Source organism: Thermomonas hydrothermalis (genome assembly GCF_900129205.1).
GTDB lineage: Bacteria > Pseudomonadota > Gammaproteobacteria > Xanthomonadales > Xanthomonadaceae > Thermomonas > Thermomonas hydrothermalis.
On sequence record NZ_FQUK01000016.1, the window covers coordinates 17462 to 38865 of the forward strand.

The window sequence follows — 21404 nt, forward strand, 5'->3', positions numbered from 1 at the left end:
TGACCAGCACCGCCGAACTGTCCTCGCCCGAATCCGCCAAGTCGCTGCTGACCCACGACCTGCTGGACACCGACTACACCCTGGAAGACAAATACCGGCGGCGCACGGGCCGGGTGTATCTGTCCGGCGTGCAGGCGCTGGTGCGGCTGCCGCTGGTGCAGAAACTGCGCGACGAACGCGCAGGTCTCAACACGGCCGGTTTCATCAGCGGCTACCGTGGCAGCCCGCTGGGCGGATTCGATCTGGAACTGTGGCGCGCCCGGAAATACCTGGATGCCGCGTCGGTCCGGTTCACCCCCGGCCTCAACGAAGACCTCGGCGCCACCATGGTGTGGGGCACCCAGCAGGTCAATCTGTTCCCGGGTGCCAAGCACGACGGCGTGTTCGGCATGTGGTACGGCAAGGGCCCCGGCGTGGACCGCTGCGGCGACGTGTTCAAGCACGCCAATGCGGCCGGCACCTCGCGCTATGGCGGCGTGCTGGCGCTGGCCGCCGATGACCATGCCTGCCGCAGCTCCACCCTGCCGCACGGCAGCGAGGACGAGTTCGTCAGCGCGATGATGCCGATCCTCAACCCGGCCGGGGTGCAGGACATTCTCGACATGGGGGTGCTGGGCTGGGCGATGAGCCGCTACACCGGCCGCTGGGTGGGCTTCAAGACGATTGCCGAAACGGTGGAATCCTCCGCCTCGGTGGAAGTCGATCCGTTCGCGCTGGAGATCGTGCTGCCGGGCGATGACGAGTTCGCCATGCCGCCGGGCGGGCTCAACATCCGCTGGCCGGACCCGCCGATGGAGCAGGAGATGCGCCTGCACCGCTACGCGGTGAAGGCGGCGCAGGCGTTCGCGCGGGTCAATCGCATCGACCGCGTGGTGCTGGATTCTCCGCGCGCCCGCCTGGGCATCGTCACCACCGGCAAGAGCTACCTCGACGTGCTGCAGGCGCTGGAATACCTCGGGCTGGACGAGACCGCCTGCCGCGACATCGGCATCCGCGTGTACAAGGTCGGCATGACCTGGCCGCTGGAACCGCAGGGCATCGCCCGCTTCGCGCAGGGCCTCTCCGACATCGTGGTGGTCGAGGAGAAGAAGGCCTTCATCGAGCGCCAGATGAAGGAGCAGTTCTACAACTGGCCAGCCGCCTGGGGCGCGCGGCCATCCATCGTCGGCAAGTACGACGAAGCCGGCGAGTGGATCCTGCCCTCGACCGGCGAGCTGACACCGGCGACGATTGCCGGGGTGATCGGCCGCCGCATGCTGCGGCTGGGGCTGGTCGAGGGCGGCCAGGCTGAGCGCATTCAACAGGTCCTGCAGTGGATGGCGCAGAAGGAGGGCGAGCTGGCGCTGCCGCGCGCCAACTTCCCGCGCGTGCCGCACTACTGCTCCGGCTGCCCGCACAACACCAGCACCCAGGTGCCGGAAGGCAGCCGGGCGATGGCGGGCATCGGCTGCCACTACATGGTCACCTGGATGGACCGCCGCACCGACACCTTCACCCACATGGGCGGCGAGGGCGTCACCTGGGCCGGGCAGGCGCCGTTCACCGACACGCCGCACGTATTCCAGAACCTGGGCGACGGCACCTATTTCCACAGCGGCTCGCTGGCGATCCGCCAGGCGATCGCCGCCGGCGTGAATATCACCTACAAGATCCTCTACAACGACGCGGTGGCGATGACCGGCGGCCAGCCGGTGGACGGCGTCCTGACCGTGCCGCAGATCGCCCACCAGATGCGCGCCGAGGGCGTGCAGACGATCGCGGTGGTGTCCGACGACATCGACAAGTGGACGGACCCGTCGATTTTCCCGGCCGGCGTCACCTTCCACGACCGCCGCGACCTCGATGCCGTGCAGCGGCGGCTACGCGAGGTCAAGGGAGTGAGCATCCTGATCTATGACCAGGTCTGCGCCACCGAGAAGCGCCGTCGCCGCAAGCGCGGCAAACTGCCCGACCCGCAAAAGCGGATCGTCGTGAATTCGCTGGTGTGCGAGGGCTGCGGTGACTGCGGCGCCAAGAGCTTCTGCGTCAGCGTGCTGCCGAAGGAAACCGAATACGGCCGCAAGCGCGAGATCGACCAGAGCAACTGCAACAAGGACTACAGCTGCGTGGAGGGCTTCTGCCCCAGCTTCGTCAGCGTACACGGCGGCCAGCTGCGCAAAGGCAAGAAGGCGAGCGCGGCCGAACGCCTGGCCACTCTGCCGCTGCCGAACGTACGCACCGATCTTGCGCGTCCGTGGAACATCCTGATCACCGGCGTCGGCGGCACCGGGGTGGTGACCATCGGCGCGCTGCTGGGCATGGCCGGCCATCTGGAAGGCAAGGGCGCCACCGTGCTCGATCAGACCGGTCTGGCGCAGAAGGGCGGCGCGGTGACCACGCACGTGCGCATCGCCCGCTGCCCGGACGACATCCACGCCGTGCGTATCGCCGCTGGCGAGGCCGACCTGGTGCTGGGCTGCGACATGGTCGTGGTCAATGATTACTGGGCGCTGTCCAAGATCCGCGCCGGACGCAGCACGGTGGTACTCAACACTTACGAGGCGATGCCGGGCACCTTCACCACCCGCCCGGACCTGCAGTTCCCCGCCGCCGACATCGTGCAGGCCGTGCGCACTGCACTCGCCGGGCAGGAGCCGCTCATGGTGGACGCCACCCGGCTGGCGACCGCCCTGCTGGGTGACGCCATCGCCAGCAACCTGTTCATGCTGGGCTATGCCTGGCAGCAGGGGCTGGTGCCGATCTCGCTGAATGCGCTGATGCGCGCCATCGAACTCAATGGCGCCGCGGTGGAAATGAACAAGACCGCGTTCGCCTGGGGCCGACTGGCGGCGGTGGATCTGGAGGCCGTCGTCGCGGCCGCCGGCATCGTGCGCAATGTGCCGACCGCCGCGGAAGCCACGCCGCATACGCTGCCGCTGCTGGGCGCCACCAACAACGATGCCGGCGAATCCGGCCTGACCCCGCAGACCGCCGACCTGCGCGACGGCGACGCCCTGCGCCATGTGCCGGCCAGTCATCACGGCGAGGCGGGCATCTTCCCGGCCCTCGAGGATGCGCGCCTGTCGCGCTCGCTGGACGAGGTGATCGCGCGCCGCGCCGCTTTCCTCACCGACTACCAGAATGCCCGCTACGCGCGGCGCTATACGGATTTCGTGGCCCGCGTCCGCGCCGCGGAAACCGCGCGCGCGCCGGGTTCGACCGCATTGACGGAAGCCGTGGCCCGCTACTTCTTCAAGCTGATGGCCTATAAGGACGAGTACGAAGTGGCCCGCCTGTACACCAGCGGCGAGTTCATGCGCCGGATCGAGCAGCAGTTCGAAGGCGACTACACCCTGCGCTTTCACCTCGCTCCGCCGCTGCTGGCCAGGAAGAACGCGCAGGGCCAGCTGCAGAAGCGCGAATACGGCCCGTGGATGTTCACCGCATTCCGCGTGCTGGCCAAGCTGCGCTTCCTGCGCGGCACCCCGCTGGACGTGTTCGGCTACACCGCGGAGCGTCGCACCGAGCGCGCCCTGATCGACGATTACGCGCAGACCATCGGCGGCCTGCTGGAGACGCTCGATGCCGGCAACGTGGATCTGGCGGCCGAGATCGCCAGCATCCCCGAGCACATCCGCGGCTACGGCCACGTCAAGGAAGCGCACCTGCGCAAGGCGATGGCCCGCCAGGCCGAGCTGCTGAAGGAGTGGAACAACCCGCTGCGGATCGTGCAGGCGGCCTGACCCAGGCAGCGTCCGGGCGGTGTCCCAGGCGGCGCCGGCCGACATCGCAGGGTCCACCCCAAAGGAAACGGCCCGCTGACGCGGGCCGTTTCCATCTGCGCAACGCCGTCTGCCGGTCAGTTCACGTTGACCGCGCTCCACGCCGCGGCCACCGCGTTGTACTCGGGCGAACCATTGCCATACAGGGCGGCAGCGGCATTCAACGTCGCGGCGCGGGCGCCGGCGTAGTTGGTGCTGCTGGTCATGTAGGTGGTGATCGCCTTGTACCAGATCGCGGCGGCCTTGGCGCGACCAATCCCGACCAGCGAAGTATTGCCGTTGCACACCAGCGCGGCCGGGGTCAGGTTGGCCCAGGTGCCAGGACCGAAGCCCGCCGGCACCACCGCGCCTTCCGCCAGCAGGTAGAAGAAGTGGTTGGCCGGGCCGGAGCTGTAGTGCACGTCGATGCTGCCGATGCCGTTGTAGTAGCAGTCCTTGGAAACGCCATCCAGGCTCGGCTTGAACATCCAGCGGATCGCCTTGCTCAGGTTGGCGTTGTTCGGGAACAGCTCCTCGCCGATCACGTAATCCGGCGTGTCCTCCGGATTGTTGGCGTAGAACTCGACCATGGCACCGAAGATGTCGGAGTTGGCCTCGTTCAGGCCGCCGGACTCGCCGCTATAGGTGAGGTTGGCAGTGCGGCTCATCACGCCGTGGCTCATCTCGTGGGCGGCCACGTCCAGCGCCACCAGCGGATAGATGCTCGCGCCATTGTCGCCGTCGCCGAAGGTCATGCAGAAGCAGGAATCGCTCCAGAACGCATTGGCGTAGTTGCGCCCGTAGTGGACGCGGCTGATGGCACCCTTGCCGTCATTGGCAATGCCGTCGCGGCCAAAGGTGTTCTTGTAGTAATCCCAGGTAGTGGCCACGCCGTAGTGGGCGTCCGCGGCCACGGTCTGGGAATTGGAGAGCAGGTTGTTGCCCCAGACGTTGGTGCTGCTGGTGAACACCGTGCCCATGCCGGAGGTCTTCATCGCCATGTTGTGGGTGGCGCCGCCGCCGCGGGTGGTGTCCACCATCTGGTAGCTACTACCGCTGCACTGCGCGGTGTTGATCACGACGTTGGCCAGGGTCAGGGTCTTGCCGGTGCCCACGGCCGGCGTGGTGCAGGTGCTGCTGCCGCCCGGGCCCGGCTTGGCGGTCTGGATGCCGTCCCATTGGTTGAGGATGCGGCCGCTGTTGGCGTCCACGATGTAGTGCATCTCGGTCGGGGTCTGGTCGGCCTTGATCCCGTTGAACACCACTTCATGCGCCAGCACCGGGGCGATGCCCGCGGCGTAGACCACGGTGCGCGCGCTCGGCGCGCCGAGGAAATGGGTGCCGAAGTGGGCGCCGGCTTCGACGATCGCCTGGTCGCGGCTGATGCGAGCAGTCAGGCCTGGACGCGCCGCACTGGACAGGGTCTGGCTGATTCCGCTCAGGCGGCCATTGCGCGAATGCACGACCATATCGCCACCGATCACCGGCAGGCCGTTGTAGGTGCGGTCATAGCGCACGTGCTCGGTGCCGTCGGCATCGACGATCACATCGCGCACGACGAGGGCATCGCCTGCCGCCTTGCGGGCAAGGGTGGCGTGGCTGCCGACCAGAGCATTGGCGCGGGCGACCACCGCGGATTTCTGGAGCGCCGCCGCATCGGCCGGGGCCGCGGTCACGGCGAGGGTGGAGGCGATGGCGAGGCACAACAGACTTGCTTGGACTTTCATGACGCATTCTCCGTGGTGATCGAACCCGCCGCGACCCCCGCGGCGGGAAGGGGTGTATTGCGCTTGTGAGGGGCGACGTCCCTGCCACTCGCCGCGGCCGCCGGCGCCCTCAGGCGGACCGGCGGTTGCAGGACGGCGTCGTCGAAGTACGACACGCGCAGCGGCAGGCCGCGTGGTGAATATCCGATGAACACGGCATCGAAACCGTGCTCTACCGCACGTTTATAGGCTGCGGCGATCTTCGGATTTTCGATTTCCAGCAGGATGCCCAGGCTTTCCGGCGTCTTCAGGCCGGCGTTGTAGTCGTGCAGCACCTGCTTGCAGCGCAGGAAGAAGTCGCGGATGTATCCCCGCCCGCGCAGCTGCGGGGCGAAGAACTGGCGGTAGTAGTACGTGGGCTGGCGCAGCCGCGGCAGCACCTTCAGCACCGCGGTGCCGACCCCGCACACCGCGCCCGCCTCGTCGCGCGCGATGCAGACCAGCTGCTGTGCGCGTGCCCGCGCGACCGCCTCGTCAGCGATCGCCTTGTGCTCGCGCCAGAACGCGACCACCTCCTCGGTCAGCGCCGGGGTCACCTGCTTCCAGACCGGGATGATCTCGACCTTCACTTCTTGCCGCCCTTGCTCACGTCCTGCTGCGGCGCCAGCGCCTGCACCAGCTTCACGTATTCGGAGAAGTCGAGCTTGCCATCGCCATTGGCATCGAAGCGGGCCAGCGGCGGCGCGGCCTTGCCGGCCTGCTTGATCAGCACCAGGTTGCCGTATTCGCTGGCATCGATGGCGCCGTCGTGGTTGGCATCGAGCGTCGCGAACTGCCGGCGCAGCGCCTGCTCCACCCGCAGCGCGGCCTGCATCTGCTCCCAGCCGGCGCGGAACTCGACCAGCGACAGCTGGCCATCCCCGTTCTTGTCCCAGGCCTTGAAGGTCGCAGCCACCGGATCGGGCTTGGCGGCAGTGGCAGCCGGCGCGGGCGCGGCCGGCTTGGTCTGCGCCTGCAGCAGCGCCGCCGGCAGCAGGCCGGCCAGCAGCAGGGCGAGGGAACGCACTCGGCTCATGCGACGGCCGCCTCCACGGGGATTTCGGATTCGAAGGTGATGAGGTCGCGGATCTCGTTGGTGCGCAGGCCGATCATCATCGGGTGCTTCACGTTGGGCAGGAAGCTGATGTCGAAGATCTCGGTGATGTCGCCGTCGAACCGGATCCAGTTGGTGACGTCGCCATTGGCCAGCGACACGATCTGCACCCCGCACCACGGTTCGGCGTCGCGCTTCTTCAGCTCTTCGTCCAGCTGCAGGCCCTCGAAGCGCTGGTTGCGCGGCTTCGACAACCCCACCGCGGCGACGTTGCCGATGATCGACAGCCCGCGCGCGAAGCCTGGCACGAAAGCATGCGGCACGAACGCCTTCTTTTCGAAATCGACCCAGCCCAGATAGCCGGTGCCGGCGTTGAGCAACCACAGCCGGCCGTTGTGCCAGCGTGGCGAATGCGGCATCGACAAGCCTTCGCACACGATCTCGTCGGTCTGCACGTCGATCACCACACCGCCGTCGCGACGGCGCTCGCGCCAGCCGTCCACGCTGTCGCTGCGGCTCACGGCGGTGACGTACCTGGGCTCGCCGTCCACCATCGCCAGGCCGTTGAGGTGGCAGCGGTCTTCCGGGGCCAGCTTGCTGATGAACTTCGGCTTCCAGATCGCCTTGAAGCTGTGGGTCGGGCTGAGCTCGGCCAGGCAGGAATACTTGGTGTTGACGAACACCACCCGGCCGTCCTTGCGGATGCCCAGCTCGTGGATGTCGAGATCGCCGATGGTCTGCGCGTTGCGCGGCACGTAGCACTTGTCGAACTGGCCGTGGATGACCTCGTTCGGGCGCAGCACGTTCTCGAACCGCCACAGCTGGTACAGGCCGCCCAGGTAGATGCGCTGGGCGTTGCCGACCACGCCCATCGCGCGCTCGAAGATGCGCTCGAAGAACGATACGCGGCCTTGCCGGTCGCTGCCCACCAGATAGATGCGGCCGGTCTGGTAGGAGGTGATCGCCAGCGACAGCCGGTGCTGGCCGAGCCAGCCGGCAAGGCCGCGCGAGCAGCTCTTCTCGACTCGCAGCTGGGTGAGATCGCGCGGGGTCTGCACCTGCGGCGCCGGCGCGGCGCTTGCCGATGGCGCGGCCGGGGCGGGCGCAGAAGATTCACGGACAAGAGCGTCCAGACCGGTTTCGAGCTCGGGCTTGTCCTGGTTGGACTGGATCTGGGAGTCGTTCTGCGGGTTGTTTTCGTTGGACACGTGTTTTCCAGACTGCAAGGGCCCGGCCCGGGCCCGGCGTCATGCCAGGCCCGGTGCCGCGGCGATTACCAGGAGTAGCGCAGGTTGGCCTGGGCGCCGACCACGCGCTTGTACGGGCCGCCATCGTTCCAGCTGGCGCTGAAGGTCATGCCAAAGCCGCCCTTCTGCATCCCCACGCCGAGTTCGGCCATCGCGCTGGTGCCCTTCACGCTGGTGCTGCCGCTGAACACATTGGCCACCGTGTAGGTGCTGGTGCCGCTGAAATCATGCACTGCGCTGAGGGTGGCGTATGGCATCCAGCGCACGTCGCCGGAGAGGAAGGTCTTGTTCAGCTCCAGGCCGAGGCGGCCGCGCTCGAAGGTACCGCCATGCATGACCAGGGTGTCCAGCGCGCCCGTGTAGGTGGCGTCCTCGACCTTGGTGCGGGTGTACTGCGCCTGCGGCACCAGGTTGAAGCTTCCCATGTTCCACTCGTATCCGGCTTCCAGGCTCATCGCATTGACATGGGTGCGGCTGGACATGGTGCCGGCCGAGGTGGACAGGTGGATGTCCGGGGCCATCTGGCGGGCGCTGAAGTCCACATACCAGCCGTTCGGCACGTACCAGGTCAGGTAGCCACCCACCGTCATCGCATGCATGCGGCTCTGGCCGACTCCGCCGCCGGTCAGACGCTGACGGCCATCGGCGCTGCCCAGCACCAGGCCCGCGTGGAAGTTGCCGTACAGGTTGGCGTTGATGCCGACCTCGCGACCCCAGCTGGCGGTATCGAAGTCGAAATAGCCGCCATTGCCGAAGTTGCTGGCGTGCTTCTGCGACACATCGCCCTGGTCGGCATACACGCGGACGAAGGCGCTCATCACCTTGCCGGCATCACCGTACGGATTCACGCCCAAGCGCTGGCGGAACGTGCCCACCTGCGCGTTCATGAAGCCGGCCATGCCGGAGGCGGTGGACGCACCCAGCGAACCGCTGTCGCTCAGACCAGTGACCGCCATGCTGATCGAGAGCACGTCATTGCTGGTGTTGGCGCTGTTGATGGCGCTCTTGACGCCCAGGCCCAGGGTCAGGAAGTTGGCGTTCGCGTTGTAGCCGATGAACTGGCCGGCCACGAAATTGCCCGCCGCCGAGGTGCCAGTGACGTTGGTGAACGGGATGTCGGTGATCGCTGCGCTCGGCAGCCCGGCGAACTTCACGTTCACCGTCTGCTTGGCCGTGCTGGCGACGTTTCCGTTCACCACCAGCTGGTCGGCGGTATTGGTGTTGAGATCGACGTCGATGTTCATCGTGCCGACCCCGGCCAGGGTGCCGTCCAGGGTCAGGCTGTCGGTGGTGACGCCGTTCTGGAAGTCCACCAGGCCGGTGTTGCTGAAGGTGCCAGCGTAGGTGTCGATGCTGTTGCTGCCGATCACCTGCAGGGTGCCGGTGTTGTTGAACACATTGATCTCACTGGCCAGCGGAACCAGCGGCACCACCCCCATGGTGATGCTGCTGCCGTTGCGCAGCTGGATCAACCCGGCGTTGTTGATCGTGTCATCGCCGGCGCCGAAGCGAATGCGACCGCCGTTGAGCAGGATCTTGCCGCCTGCGGCGTTGTTGAGCACGTCGTTGCCATCCCCGAACGAGGTGTACGTCGTGCTGCCGACATCCCACACGCCGCCGGATGTGTTGTTGAACACGTCGTTGCCGCCGTGTAGGGAGATCGCGCCCAGGATCCGCCCGCTGTTGTTGATGGTCTCGACCGCATCGCTGCCGACCACCGCGAACGCATAGCCGTCTGGCCCATCCGCGCTGATCACGCCGCCCGTCAGGTTGTTCAGCGTGTTGCTGCCGTTCACGTTTTCCAGCAACACGCCGGCGTTGTAGATGCCACCGCTGGCATGGATGATGCCGGCATTGTTGACCACCACATTGCCATCGTGACCGGCGGCATGCACCCCGATCGCCGCGCTACCGCCGGAGGCCTCGACATGGCCGGTGGCGGAATTGCTGACGGTCGCCGTGCCGGACGCGCTGTAGGCCAGCACGCCTTGTGCCTGGGTGTTGCTGCCGCCTGTCGTCGCCGTGATGTTGCTGCTGTTGCTGACGGTGACATTGCCGTACATCGCGCTGGCATTGATGCCCGTGGCCATCCCGGTCGCCGTCGCAGTGATGCTGCCGCCGGTATTGCTGACCAGGGTGCCATTCATCGAGACCGCCTCGATGCCGGTCGCGGCGTAGTTGCCCTCCACGCTGATGTTGCCGCTGTTGCCCGCCTGCGCGATGTCGCCGCGCACGAACATGCCGTACGCCGAATAGCCGGTGTAGTTGCCGCCCGGGAAATCGGTGGCGTGGATGCTGCCACTGTTGACCGCGGTGGCGGTGCCGTTGTCGGCGCGCGCGAACACGCCCACCGCGACGTTGCCGCCGGTGGCCACATCGATGCTGCCGCTGTTGCTGACGCTGGCATCGCCCTGCAGCGCGACCGCGAACACGCCGGCGGACTGGCCGTAGGCATAGCCTTCGATGCTGCCGGCGTTGTTGACCATCACGTCGCCCTGGCTGGACACGGCCAGGATGCCGAAACCACGGCCCAGGTAGGAGTAGAACCCGATGTCCGCGCCGGCCTGGTTGCTGACCATCGCATCGCCGGTGCCCGCTGCGGCGTACACGCCGAACGCGTACTTCTGGCCATTGGCATACAGCGAACCGCCGTTGACCACGGTGACGTCACCCAGTGCGCGCGCATCGACGGCGGTCGCCTGATACTTGCCGGTGACGTTGACCGCACCGTAGTTGCCCACCGCGGCATTGCCGTTGGCGGAGAACGCCGTAATGCCGTTTGCGGGATCCATCAGAGAGGTGTTGACGACCTCCAGATCGCCATGGTTGACGATGGTGGCATCGCCTGCGAACGACAGCGCCGCAAGGCCGGTCGCCGCACCTTTCGAATCGACACTGACGACACCGTCATTGCGGATGAAGGCATCGCCATCGGCCGAGGCAAACACGCCGTAGGCGCCGTACCCGTACTTGTTGGCCTGACTGACCGTCAGATTGCCATCGTTGTATACCCCCACCATACCGCCGGTGCCACTGGCCACGGCGGTGATGCCATTGGCGCCGAATGCCCCGCTGGCGGTGATGTTGCCGCTATTGTCCACCACCACGACCGCACCGGCGCCATTGCTGCTGACGTTGATGCCGTTTGCGAGCTGGGTGCCGTAGTAGTAGGTGTTGCCGCTGTAGCTATCGTAGTAGCTGGCCAGCCCGCTGCCGGAGACGATATCGCCGCTGTTGACCACCACCGCGTTGCCGGCCGACTGCACGAAGATGCCGTCGGTGTAGCCGCCTTCCACCGAGATTGCGCCGCTGTTGGTCACGCGCACGCCGTAGCTGCCGCCGGTGGCATAGATGCCGAAGGCCTGGCCGCCATTGGCATAGCCCAACGAATTGCCGTAGTAATCCACCGCCTGCTGGAACGGCATCGTGTAGGCGGTGATGTCGCCGCTGTTGGTGACGCGTGCGTACGCGGTGCCCTGCGCCTCGATGCCCGCGCCCCAGGCATAGCCGCCCGCGGTCAGCGCACCGGAATTGTCCACGTCCACCACGTAGCCGGAGGCGAAGATGGCGTCGGCGATGCCGCTCCCCGAATAGGCGGTAATGGCGCCGGTGTTGTGCACGCTGGCCATGCCGTAGACGCTGTAGGCGTACAGGCCGATCGCAGCGGAATAGCCATCCGCCGACACCGTGCCGCTGTTGTTCACCGCCGCGTCCATGCCGCGCGCGATCACGCCATAAGCCACGCCGCTGTTCGAGTAGGCCTGGACGCTGCCGCTGTTGTCGACGCTGGCCATGCCATTGTCGGCGCGCGCGAACACGCCGACCGCCGCGCTGCTTCCGCTGTAGGCGGTGATGCTGCCGCTGTTGTCGACGCTAACGTCGCCATAGCTGGACACCCCGAACACGCCCACCGACTGCCCGCCGACGTAGGTCACGATCTCGCCGCTATTGTCGATCGCGACATTGCCGTTGGTGCTGACGCCGAGGATGCCGAACGCGGTGCCGCCATATCCGCCGCTGTAGGTGGCATAGATCGTGCCACTGTTGTCCACGACCACGTCGCCATTGCCCGACTGGGCGCGAATGCCATAGGCGCGCCAGGCATCGACCATGATGTCGCCACTGTTGTCGGCGGTCGCACCGGTCAGGCCGCCCACGTCCATGCCGACGCCGATGTACTTGGTGGTGACATCGATGCTGCCGCTGTTGCTGGCCATCGCGCCGCCGTTGCCGGAGAACGCGACCACGCCGTAGGCGTTGTAGCCCAGGAACGCCGTCGAATCGACCGAGATGTCGCCCGAGTTCACGACGCTGGCATCACCGGCGAAGGACAGCGCAACCGCGCCCGCAGCCGCACCCGCCGAGTTCACCGTGATCGAGCCGGAGTTGGTGATCAGCGCATCGCCGTCCGCCGACACGAAGATGCCATTGGCGCCATAGCCGTACTTGCTGCCCTGAGCAACCGTCAGGTTGCCGCTGTTGTCCACGCTGGCGGTGCCGCCGAGGCCGCTGGACACCACCGAGATGCCGGTGGCGCCGTAGTAGCCGAACGCGGAAATATCGCCGCTGTTGGTGATGTCGACCGCCGCGCCGACCCCGCCGCTCATCGCATCGATGCCGGTCGCAAGCGCGCTGTAGTAGCTGCCGGCATACACGTAGCCGGCGGTGATGTTGCCGCTATTGCCCAGCGTGATGCTGCCGCCGGCGGAGCTGGCGTAGATGCCGGTGGCGTAGTAGCCCTGGGCCTGGATATTGCCGGTGTTGGCGATGCTCACCCCGGCATCGCCGGTGGTATAGATGCCGAACGCATGCGCGCCGCCAGCGCGCGCATACGCCGTGATATCGCCGTCGTTCTGCACGCTGGTGGCGCCGGTGCCCTGCGCCTCGATGCCCGCCGCCCAGGTATTGCCGTTGGCAACCAGCACGCCGCTATTGACGATGCCGACATCCGCGCCCGAGGCGAAGATGGCGTCGGCCAGGCCATTGACCGAGATCGCGGTGAGATCGCCGCTGTTGGTGATGCTGGTGTTGCCGTACAGCGAATAGCCGTACAGGCCGATGGCGTTGCCATAGACGGTGTAGGCAAACACCGGGCCGGCGTTGCTGATGGTGACGTCTCCGGCCCCGCTCAGCGCGTTGACGCCGAATGCACCGAAGCGTCCCACAGCCGTGATATTACCCGTGTTGTCGATGCTGACGCCCGTCTTGCCGTTGGTGCTGATGCCGAAGGCAACGCCCTGCCGGCTGACCGCAGTGATGTCGCTGGCGCTATCCACGATGACATTCCCGGCAGACGCCGCGGCGTTGATGCCCATCGCGGTCCCGTTGGCGTAGGCAGCGATGCGGCCGCCTGCGTTGTATACCGAGGCGACGCCGGCGGGGGCGGTGACTTGCGCCAACTCGCCGACGGCGGCCGTATCGCCGCGGGCGACGATATTGCCGTTGTTGGACACCTCGGCATGCGCGCCCGAGGCGACCACACCAAAAGCCGCACCGGACGCGAGGCTGGTGGCGTAGATGTCGCCGGTGTTGTCGATGCTCGCGGTGCCGCTGCTGGCGATTGCAAACACGCCGCGGGCAGTGCTGTTGGCGGAGGTGACATTGATCGTTCCGCCATTGCTGACGTCGATGTCGCCCTGCGGCGCCTGCGCCAGGACGCCATACGCCTGCGCCGAGGCCAGGCCGCCGATGTAGCCCTGGTTGTCGACCACGATGCTGCCATCGGCGGCATAGGTCCACACGCCCCAACCGCGGCCGGCGGCGGAGAAGAACTCGATGGCGCCATTGGCATCGTTGTTGACCGTGATGTCGCCACCGTTGGCCAGCGCGTACACGCCCATCGCCAGGGTGCGGCCGCGTGCGTAGATGCCGCCGCTGTTGCTGATGGTGATATCACCGCCGCCGGACACCGCCTTGATGCCGTTGGCGCGTCCGCTCAGGCCGGAACCCGCATTGGCGATGGCGCCGATGTAACCGCTGTTGTCGACGGTCAGGTCGCCATAGCCGCTGATGTCCACGCCGCTGGCCACGCGCGCGCCGGTGGCCTTCACGAACCCGGAGTTGTCCACCGTGGCGCTGCCGTAGCCGCCGGCGGCGAGGATGCCGGTCGGCGTCACTGAGGTACTGTTGATGTTGCTGGAAACGATGACGCTGCCAGAATTGGAGACCGATGCTTCGCCGGTGGTGGACAGCGCGGCAAGGCCGAACGCCGGACCGCGCGAGGTGACCGTGATGTCGCCGGAGTTGTTGATTTCCGCGAGCGCGTCACCGGCGGCCAGGATGCCGTAGCCGCCGTAACTGGTGATGGTGCGGTTCTGCTGGACCACGATGTCGCCATCGTTGTTCACCACCGCGCTGCCGCCGACCCCGGACGCCACCGCGGAAATGCCGGTGGCACCGTACACCGCCGCCGCGTGGATGTAGGCGCTGTTGTCGACCTGCACCACCGCGCCGCCGCCATTCGAGGAGGCGTAGATGCCCCACGCCAGCGCGCTGCCGGTGATGGTGCCGGCATCGATGCTGCCGCCGGCGTAATTGGTGATGGCGACATCGCCACCGGATTCGGCGTGGATGCCGGTCGCGTAGTAGCCGCGCGCGGTGATGTTGCCCGCGTTGACCACGCTGGCGCTGGCATCGCCCGTGGCATAAATGCCGTAGGCCAGACCACCGTAGCCCGCCGTCGCGGTGATGCTGCCGGTATTGGTGACGGCCACGCCGTTGCCGGCCTGCGCCTCGATGCCCGCCGCCCAGTTGTCGCCAGTGGCGGTGATGGCACCGGTATTGATCACCGTCACGTCATTGCCGGAGGCGAAGATACCGTCGGCCAGGCCGTATGGCGCATCGGCCACGATGCTGGCCGCGTTGGTGATGGCCACATTGCCGGCCAGCGCGTAGCCATAGATGCCGATCGCGTTGCCGTAGTCAGAGTGGACGCTGATCGCACCCAGGGCCGCGTTGAGGATATTGACGTTGCCGGTGTCGCTATAGCCGCTGATGCCGTAGACATCGCCAGCCTGGTTTTCGATGATCGGAGCGTTGTTGACGATGTTGACGTCGCCGACGTAGTGCTGGCTGATCAGCGTGGCCACCGGCCCGCCCATACCGCCCGGCGCAAGCAGCGGCACCACGGTGAGATCGTGTACCGGCGCCACATCGAGGATCGAACGCTCGATCCGCAGCGTGTGTGCGGTGCTGGCCACATGCCCGGCGGCAGCAGCATTGCCGCCCAGGCCGATCGCCAAGGTCAGCGCCGACGCTGCCAGCGCCGAACGCACGGCCCGTGTCACCGGCGCCAGCTTGATGCGGCGCTGGCCGCACACCTTGCCCATCTTCCCGGCACTGCGAATCTTGCTCATGGTCAATCCCCATTCCTTGCGTGACTGTTGCGGGCAATGCGCACAGCGGCAGGCCGTGGCACCCCTTTTAAACCCCTACGGCATGCCCCGCGACCCCGGCGGGCGCATGTCTGAGGGTGCCTTATCGCCGCTTCACGGGTGTTCTGTCAACCCGATCACGGTTCGATATGACGTTCGGCCTAGCAATTAATAAAACTGAATGGGGAATGCCGGCCTCCCGACGCCACCTGCACTGCTCCCTCTCACCTCGTCCGGGCGGTTTCTGGAATAATCCAGCCCTGATATGGCCAACATGGTCATGACCTGTGGGGGCAATGTGCGCGCTTACGACCTGGCTTTCCTGAAACGGTTTTCGATGGTGATTGCGTTCCTGGTGCTGGTGGCACTGGTGCTGGCGCTGTTCGCCCATCATCTGAACAGCAAGGTGCAGTACCCGGCCGATCCAGTGGCCAAACAGAAGACGCTGGAACGGATCGCCCCGGTGGGTGCGGTCTATGCCGGCGCGACCGGGGCCGCCGAACAGGCTGCGGCCGCGGCCGCCGCAGTGGCCGCCGCCGCCGCCAACGTCCCGTTTGGCGGTCGCACCGACGGCGCCGAGATCTTCAACAACGGCCCCTGCACCGGCTGCCACACCAACGGCGTCGGTGGGGCGCCCAAGCTCGATGCCGCGGGCATCGGTGCACGGGTGGCGCAGCAGGGCATCGACGAGCTGGTGAAGAAGGCCATCTCCGGCTTCACCGGGACGGCCGGGGTGATGCCGCCCAAGGGTGGCAACCCGGCACTGACCGACGAGCAAATCCGCGCGGCGGTCGAGTACATGGTGGCCCAGAGCAAGAAGTAAGCCGCCCGGCGGTTGCCATTGAACGCCGCCTGCGGGCGGCGTTTGCATCTTGGGCTGGCACCTTCTTGCTTTACTGCAGCCACGTCAGCAGCCTGTCCGCATGAACGCATTCCCTGACAGCCTCCCCGGTCCGGCCGGGCGGATCGAGATCGCCTTCGAAGCGGCTGAACCGCCGGCACGCCCGGCGCTGGCGATCGTCTGCCATCCACTGCCCACCGAAGGCGGCAGCATGCATAACAAGGTGGTGACGATGACCGCGCGCGCCCTGCGCGAGTGCGGGCTGGCCACCCTGCGCTTCAACTTTCGCGGGGTGGGGGCGTCCACCGGCACGTTCGACCACGGCCGCGGCGAGCTGGATGACCTGCGCGCAGTGGCGGCATGGGTACGCCAGCGCTTCCCCGACCACGACCTTTGGCTGGCCGGGTTCAGTTTCGGCGCATGGATATCGCTGCGCGCGGCGGAGGAACTGCGCGCAGCGGCCCTGATCAGCATCGCCCCGCCAGTGGGTCGACGCTGGGATTTCCAGACCATCGCGCCCCCCACCATGCCGTGGCTGGTCATCCAGGGGCTGGCCGACGAGATCGTGTCGGCCGCGGCGGTGCGCGCCTGGGTGCTTTCGCTGCCGCAGCCACCGCGTCTGGTGGAGATGCCCGACACCAGTCACTTCTTCCATCGCAAGCTGATGGATCTACGCGCGGTCATCAAGCACGAAATCCGCGACTGGCTGCCAGCGCCAGCCACGCCATGACCCTCTCCCCGCTTCCCTCGCAGCGCTATGCCGAAGGCGTCGCCCGCGGCGACTGGCAGGACGATCCGGCACAGCATCGCGCCCTGGCCGCGCTGGATCGCCTGCATCGCGAGCTGACGGCGCCAGCGCCCGCATCGCATCGGGTTGCGCGCCTGCTCGGCCGGGCTCGCCCGCCGCACGTGCGCGGCCTGTACCTGTGGGGTGGGGTCGGGCGTGGCAAGACCTTTCTGATCGATCTGTTCTTCGCCGGCCTGCCGCTGGCACAAAAACGCCGCACCCATTTCCACCGTTTCATGCGCAGCGTGCACGAGGCGCTACGCGCCCATGCCGGTGAACGCGACCCGCTGGCAGTGATCGCCCGCGACTGGCGCCACACCCTGCGGGTGCTGGTGCTGGACGAGTTTTTCGTCAGCGACATCGGCGACGCCATGCTGCTTGGTCGCCTGCTCGACCGGCTGTTTGCCGAAGGCGTGGTGCTGGTCACCACCTCCAATACAGTGCCCGGCGAGCTGTACAAGGACGGCCTGCAACGCGCCCGCTTTCTGCCGGCGATCGACCTGATCGAACGCGAGTGCGAGGTGGTCGAACTGGTCAGCGCCACCGACTACCGGTTGCGCGCACTGACCCGTTCTCCGGTGTATCGCACGCCCCTGGACGCAGGCGCCGACGCCTGGCTGGAAGAACGCTGGCAGGCACTGGGCGGCGCGGATGCGCAGCGCGAAACGCAGCTTCTCATCGACGACCGGCCGATCCCGGTGCGTGCGCTTGGCCACAACATGGCCTGGTTCGATTTTGCGGCCCTGTGCGAAGGCCCACGCGGCACCACCGACTACATCGAAATCGCACGCGAGTTCCACACCGTGCTGCTCGGCGGCATCCCTCGCTTCGATGCGTTGCAGGACGATGCCGCACGGCGTTTCGTCAATCTGATCGACGAGCTGTACGATCGCCACGTCAACCTGGTCTGCACCGCTGCCGCCGAGCCGATGGCGCTGTATGCGGGTGATGCGCTCTCGGGCGCGTTCGAACGCACCGCCTCGCGTCTGATCGAGATGCAGTCCACCGACTACCTGGCCCATCCCCACCACAGCGAATGACGACACACGCCCCCACCGACTCCCCGCTTGGCCGGCACACCCACTACCCGGATCGCTACGACCCTGGCCTGCTGTATCCGGTGCCGCGGGCACCGGCGCGGGCGGCACTGGGGATCGACGCGGCCGCTCTGCCGTTCATCGGCCATGACCGCTGGCAGGCGTTTGAACTGTCGTGGCTGGATCTGCGCGGTAAACCCTGCGTGGCCTGTGCCACCCTGTGGGTGCCGGCGACATCACCGGCGCTGATCGAATCCAAATCGCTGAAGCTGTATCTGAACTCGCTCAATGCCCATCGCTTCCCCGATGCCGAGGCCGTGCGCGCCTGCATCGAAGCCGACCTGAGCGGCGCGGCGGGCGCGCCGGTGCAGCTGATGTTTTCGTTGCCGCCATTCGAGACCGCAGCGCCGGGCGAGTCCATCGACGTCCTGGACGTCACCATCACCTCCTATGGGCCACCGGACGCATCGCTTTTGCAGGCGGATCCAGACACCATCGTCGAGGAAACCCTGACCAGCGCGCTGTTGAAGTCCAACTGCCCGGTGACCGGCCAGCCGGACTGGGCGGATGTCTGCATCCGCTATCGCGGCCCGCGCATCGACCGCGCCAGCCTGCTGCGCTATCTGGTCAGCTTCCGCGAACACGCCGGCTTTCACGAACAGTGCGTGGAGCAGGTCTTCGTCGATCTCATGGCCCGCTGTGCACCCCAGCGGCTGTCGGTGGAAGCGCGCTACACCCGGCGCGGCGGATTGGACATCAACCCCTGGCGTGCCACCCCCGGCGATACGCCGCCGCCGCCACGCCGCACCTTGCGGCAATGAACCCGGCGCGCGCGCGACCGCTGCTGCTGGCCGCGCTGCTGGCGGCCTGCCAGCAGCGCCCGGCACCGGCCGTGCCGCCGCCACCCGTCGCACCGCCGCCCCTGCCGGCACCCAATGGCTTGCACGTGGCCGCGCTGACCCTGGGCAATGCACTGGACGCGCAGGGCCGGGTGGCGACCCCGCAGGTGCGCTTTGCGGCGGGCGATACCTTTCATGTCAGCGTCGATCTGGCCGGCACGGATGCCGCCGAGCACGTGCTCGACCTGCGCTGGCACTACCTCGACACCCGCCAGCAAATCCTGGAAGAACGCAAGCGCATCAATGGTCACAACGAGCGGCATGTGCATTTCCAGCTCGCCAAACCGGATGGTTGGCCGCCCGGCCAGTACCGGCTGGAGCTGCGGCTGGACGGCCAGCTCGTGCAGGCGCGGCAGTTCGACGTGGTGCCGCCAGCGGCCCCACATTCCGGCACCTTGCGCAATGCGCGACAATGACGGCTTTCCCGCGTCCGTGAGCCGCCATGTCCACCATCGTCTATACCCTGACCGACGAGGCACCGTTTCTTGCCACTGCCAGTTTTCTTCCCATCGTGCAGGCCTATGCCGGGACTGCCGGCGTGACCGTGGAAACGCGCGACATTTCTCTGGCGGGGCGCATCCTCGCCCAGTTCCCCGAACGGCTGGGTGACCGCGCGGTGCCTGATGACCTGCGCGAACTGGGTGCGCTGGCCAAGACGCCACAGGCCAACATCATCAAGCTGCCCAATATCAGCGCCTCGATCCCACAGCTGAAGGCCGCCATCCGCGAGTTGCAGGCGCAGGGCTATGACCTGCCCGACTATCCGGACACGCCGCAGAACGACGCCGAAAAAGACATCAAAGCACGCTACGACCGGGTCAAGGGCAGTGCCGTCAACCCGGTGCTGCGCGAAGGCAACTCCGACCGGCGCGCTCCCAAGGCGGTCAAGGCCTATGCCCGCACGCATCCGCACCGGCTGGCCGCGTGGACGCCGGACAACCAGGCCCATGTGGCGCACATGCAGGAGGGTGATTTTTACGGCAGCGAACAGTCCTGCGTGATGCCTGCCGCCGGTCAGGTGCGCATCGAGTTCGTCAGCCACACCGGCAGCCGTTTCCCGCTGCGGGCACCGGTGGCGGTGCAGGCCGGCGAAGTCATCGACGCCAGCACCATGCAGGCCGACCGCCTGGCGGCGTTCATCGATGCCCAGATCGAAGATGCCCGCGCCCGCGGCGTGCTGTTTTCGCTGCACCTGAAGGCGACCATGATGAAGGTCTCCGACCCGATCATGTTCGGGGTCGTGGTCCGCCGCTTCTACGCGCCGGTGCTGGAGAAGCACGCGGCCACGCTGGCCGCCATCGGCTTCGACCCGAACAACGGCATCGGTGATCTGTATGCCCGCCTGCCACAGCTGGACGACGCCACCCGCGCCAGCATCGAGCACGACATTGCCGCGCTTTACCGCCAGCGTCCGGCGCTGGCCATGGTCAACTCTGATCAGGGCATCACCAACCTGCACGTGCCGTCGGACGTGATCGTGGACGCCTCGATGCCGGCGATGATCCGCGACGGCGGTTGCATGTGGAATGCACAGGGCCAGCTGCAACAAGCCAAGGCGGTGATCCCTGACCGCTGCTATGCCGGTATCTATCAGGCAGTCATCGACGACTGCCGCCAGCATGGCGCGTTTGATCCGGCCACCATGGGCAGCGTGCCCAACGTCGGCCTGATGGCACAGGCCGCCGAGGAATACGGCAGCCACGACAAGACCTTCCAGATCGACAGCGACGGCGTGGTGCAGGTGCTTGATGAGGCCGGCAAGGTGTTGATGGAACACCCGGTCAAGGCCGGCGACATCTGGCGCATGTGCCAGACCAAAGACGCCGCCATCCGCGACTGGGTCAAGCTGGCGGTGACCCGCAGCCGGCTGTCGGCCACGCCAGCCGTGTTCTGGCTGGATCCGCAGCGCGCCCACGACCGCCAACTGATCGCCAAGGTCGAGCAGTACCTGAAAGAGCACGACCTGACCGGCCTGGACATCCGCATCATGGATCCGGTGGCGGCGATGCGGCACTCGCTGGCGCGCATCCGCCGTGGCGAGGACACCATCAGTGTCACCGGCAACGTGCTGCGTGACTACCTGACCGACCTGTTCCCGATCCTGGAGCTGGGCACCAGCGCCAAGATGCTCTCCATCGTGCCGCTGATGAACGGCGGCGGCCTGTTCGAAACCGGCGCCGGCGGCAGCGCCCCCAAGCATGTCCAGCAGTTCCTCGCGGAAAACTATCTGCGCTGGGATTCGCTGGGCGAGTTCCTGGCGCTGGCGGCGTCGTTCGAGCATCTGGCCAATGTCACCAGCAACACCCGCGCCCGGGTGCTGGCCGAAACCCTGGATGCCGCCACCGGCACGTTCCTCGACAACGACCGTTCACCGGGCCGCAAGCTGGGCACCATCGATAATCGCGGCAGTCATTTCTATCTGGCGCTGTACTGGGCGCAGGCACTGGCTGCGCAGACTGCCGATCCTGCGCTGGCGGCCCGCTTCGCCCCGCTGGCCAAGGCCCTGGCCGATCAGGAAGCGCAGATCGTTGAGGAGCTGATCGCGGTGCAGGGCAAGCCGGTGGACATCGGCGGCTACTACCACCCGGACCTGGCCCGGCTGGCGGCGGCGATGCGGCCCAGCGCCACCTTCAACGCGGCGCTGGCGGCACTGTGAGCCGTCTGCGCCATGCGGCGCGGCC

The 21404-nt window shown here is 67.1% G+C and carries 12 protein-coding genes; 7 read left to right on the forward strand and 5 right to left on the reverse strand.

What is annotated here, in order from left to right; all coding sequences use genetic code 11:
• The first annotated feature begins 17 nt into the window (after positions 1-17).
• Positions 18-3722, forward strand: coding sequence for an indolepyruvate ferredoxin oxidoreductase family protein (locus BUA29_RS06010; protein WP_425443769.1), 3705 nt, complete (start codon positions 18-20; stop codon positions 3720-3722).
• Between the two features lie 116 nt (positions 3723-3838).
• Here BUA29_RS06010 and BUA29_RS06015 read toward each other — a convergent pair whose 3' ends face one another.
• From BUA29_RS06015 to BUA29_RS06035, 5 genes are all read right to left on the reverse strand, one after another.
• Positions 3839-5467: a M4 family metallopeptidase gene (locus BUA29_RS06015; protein ID WP_072755712.1), complete on the reverse strand. Its 1629-nt coding sequence runs from the start codon at positions 5465-5467 to the stop codon at positions 3839-3841.
• Positions 5464-6075 (reverse strand): hypothetical protein, encoded by a 612-nt coding sequence (locus tag BUA29_RS06020; protein ID WP_072755713.1) that lies wholly within the window; start codon positions 6073-6075, stop codon positions 5464-5466. The genes BUA29_RS06015 and BUA29_RS06020 overlap by 4 nt, the downstream gene beginning before the upstream one ends.
• Complete coding sequence (locus BUA29_RS06025; protein ID WP_072755714.1) at positions 6072-6521, reverse strand: EF-hand domain-containing protein; 450 nt, start codon at positions 6519-6521, stop codon at positions 6072-6074. The genes BUA29_RS06020 and BUA29_RS06025 overlap by 4 nt, the downstream gene beginning before the upstream one ends.
• Positions 6518-7747, reverse strand: a complete 1230-nt coding sequence (locus tag BUA29_RS06030) for a TIGR03032 family protein (protein WP_240125671.1) — start codon at positions 7745-7747, stop codon at positions 6518-6520. The genes BUA29_RS06025 and BUA29_RS06030 overlap by 4 nt, the downstream gene beginning before the upstream one ends.
• A 65-nt stretch (positions 7748-7812) precedes the next feature.
• Positions 7813-15141, reverse strand: coding sequence for a hypothetical protein (locus BUA29_RS06035; protein ID WP_072755715.1), 7329 nt, complete (start codon positions 15139-15141; stop codon positions 7813-7815).
• A 316-nt stretch (positions 15142-15457) separates the two neighbouring features.
• Between BUA29_RS06035 and BUA29_RS06040 the strand changes: the two genes are divergently transcribed.
• The 6 genes from BUA29_RS06040 to BUA29_RS06065 all read left to right on the forward strand — a co-directional run bounded on the left by BUA29_RS06040 (position 15458) and on the right by BUA29_RS06065 (position 21379).
• Positions 15458-15982: a c-type cytochrome gene (locus BUA29_RS06040; RefSeq protein WP_072755740.1), complete on the forward strand. Its 525-nt coding sequence runs from the start codon at positions 15458-15460 to the stop codon at positions 15980-15982.
• Positions 15983-16082: 100 nt separating this feature from the next.
• Positions 16083-16730, forward strand: a complete 648-nt coding sequence (locus tag BUA29_RS06045) for an alpha/beta hydrolase (protein WP_072755716.1) — start codon at positions 16083-16085, stop codon at positions 16728-16730.
• The gene (zapE, locus tag BUA29_RS06050) at positions 16727-17827 is read left to right on the forward strand and encodes a cell division protein ZapE (RefSeq protein ID WP_072755717.1); all 1101 of its coding nucleotides are present in this window, start codon (positions 16727-16729) and stop codon (positions 17825-17827) included. Before BUA29_RS06045 ends, zapE begins: the two co-directional genes overlap by 4 nt.
• Positions 17824-18645 (forward strand): NADPH-dependent 7-cyano-7-deazaguanine reductase QueF, encoded by an 822-nt coding sequence (gene queF / locus BUA29_RS06055; protein ID WP_072755718.1) that lies wholly within the window; start codon positions 17824-17826, stop codon positions 18643-18645. Before zapE ends, queF begins: the two co-directional genes overlap by 4 nt.
• Positions 18642-19139: a hypothetical protein gene (locus BUA29_RS06060; RefSeq protein ID WP_072755719.1), complete on the forward strand. Its 498-nt coding sequence runs from the start codon at positions 18642-18644 to the stop codon at positions 19137-19139. Before queF ends, BUA29_RS06060 begins: the two co-directional genes overlap by 4 nt.
• 26 nt (positions 19140-19165) lie before the next feature.
• The gene (locus tag BUA29_RS06065; RefSeq protein ID WP_072755720.1) at positions 19166-21379 is read left to right on the forward strand and encodes an NADP-dependent isocitrate dehydrogenase; all 2214 of its coding nucleotides are present in this window, start codon (positions 19166-19168) and stop codon (positions 21377-21379) included.
• Positions 21380-21404: the final 25 nt, after the last annotated feature.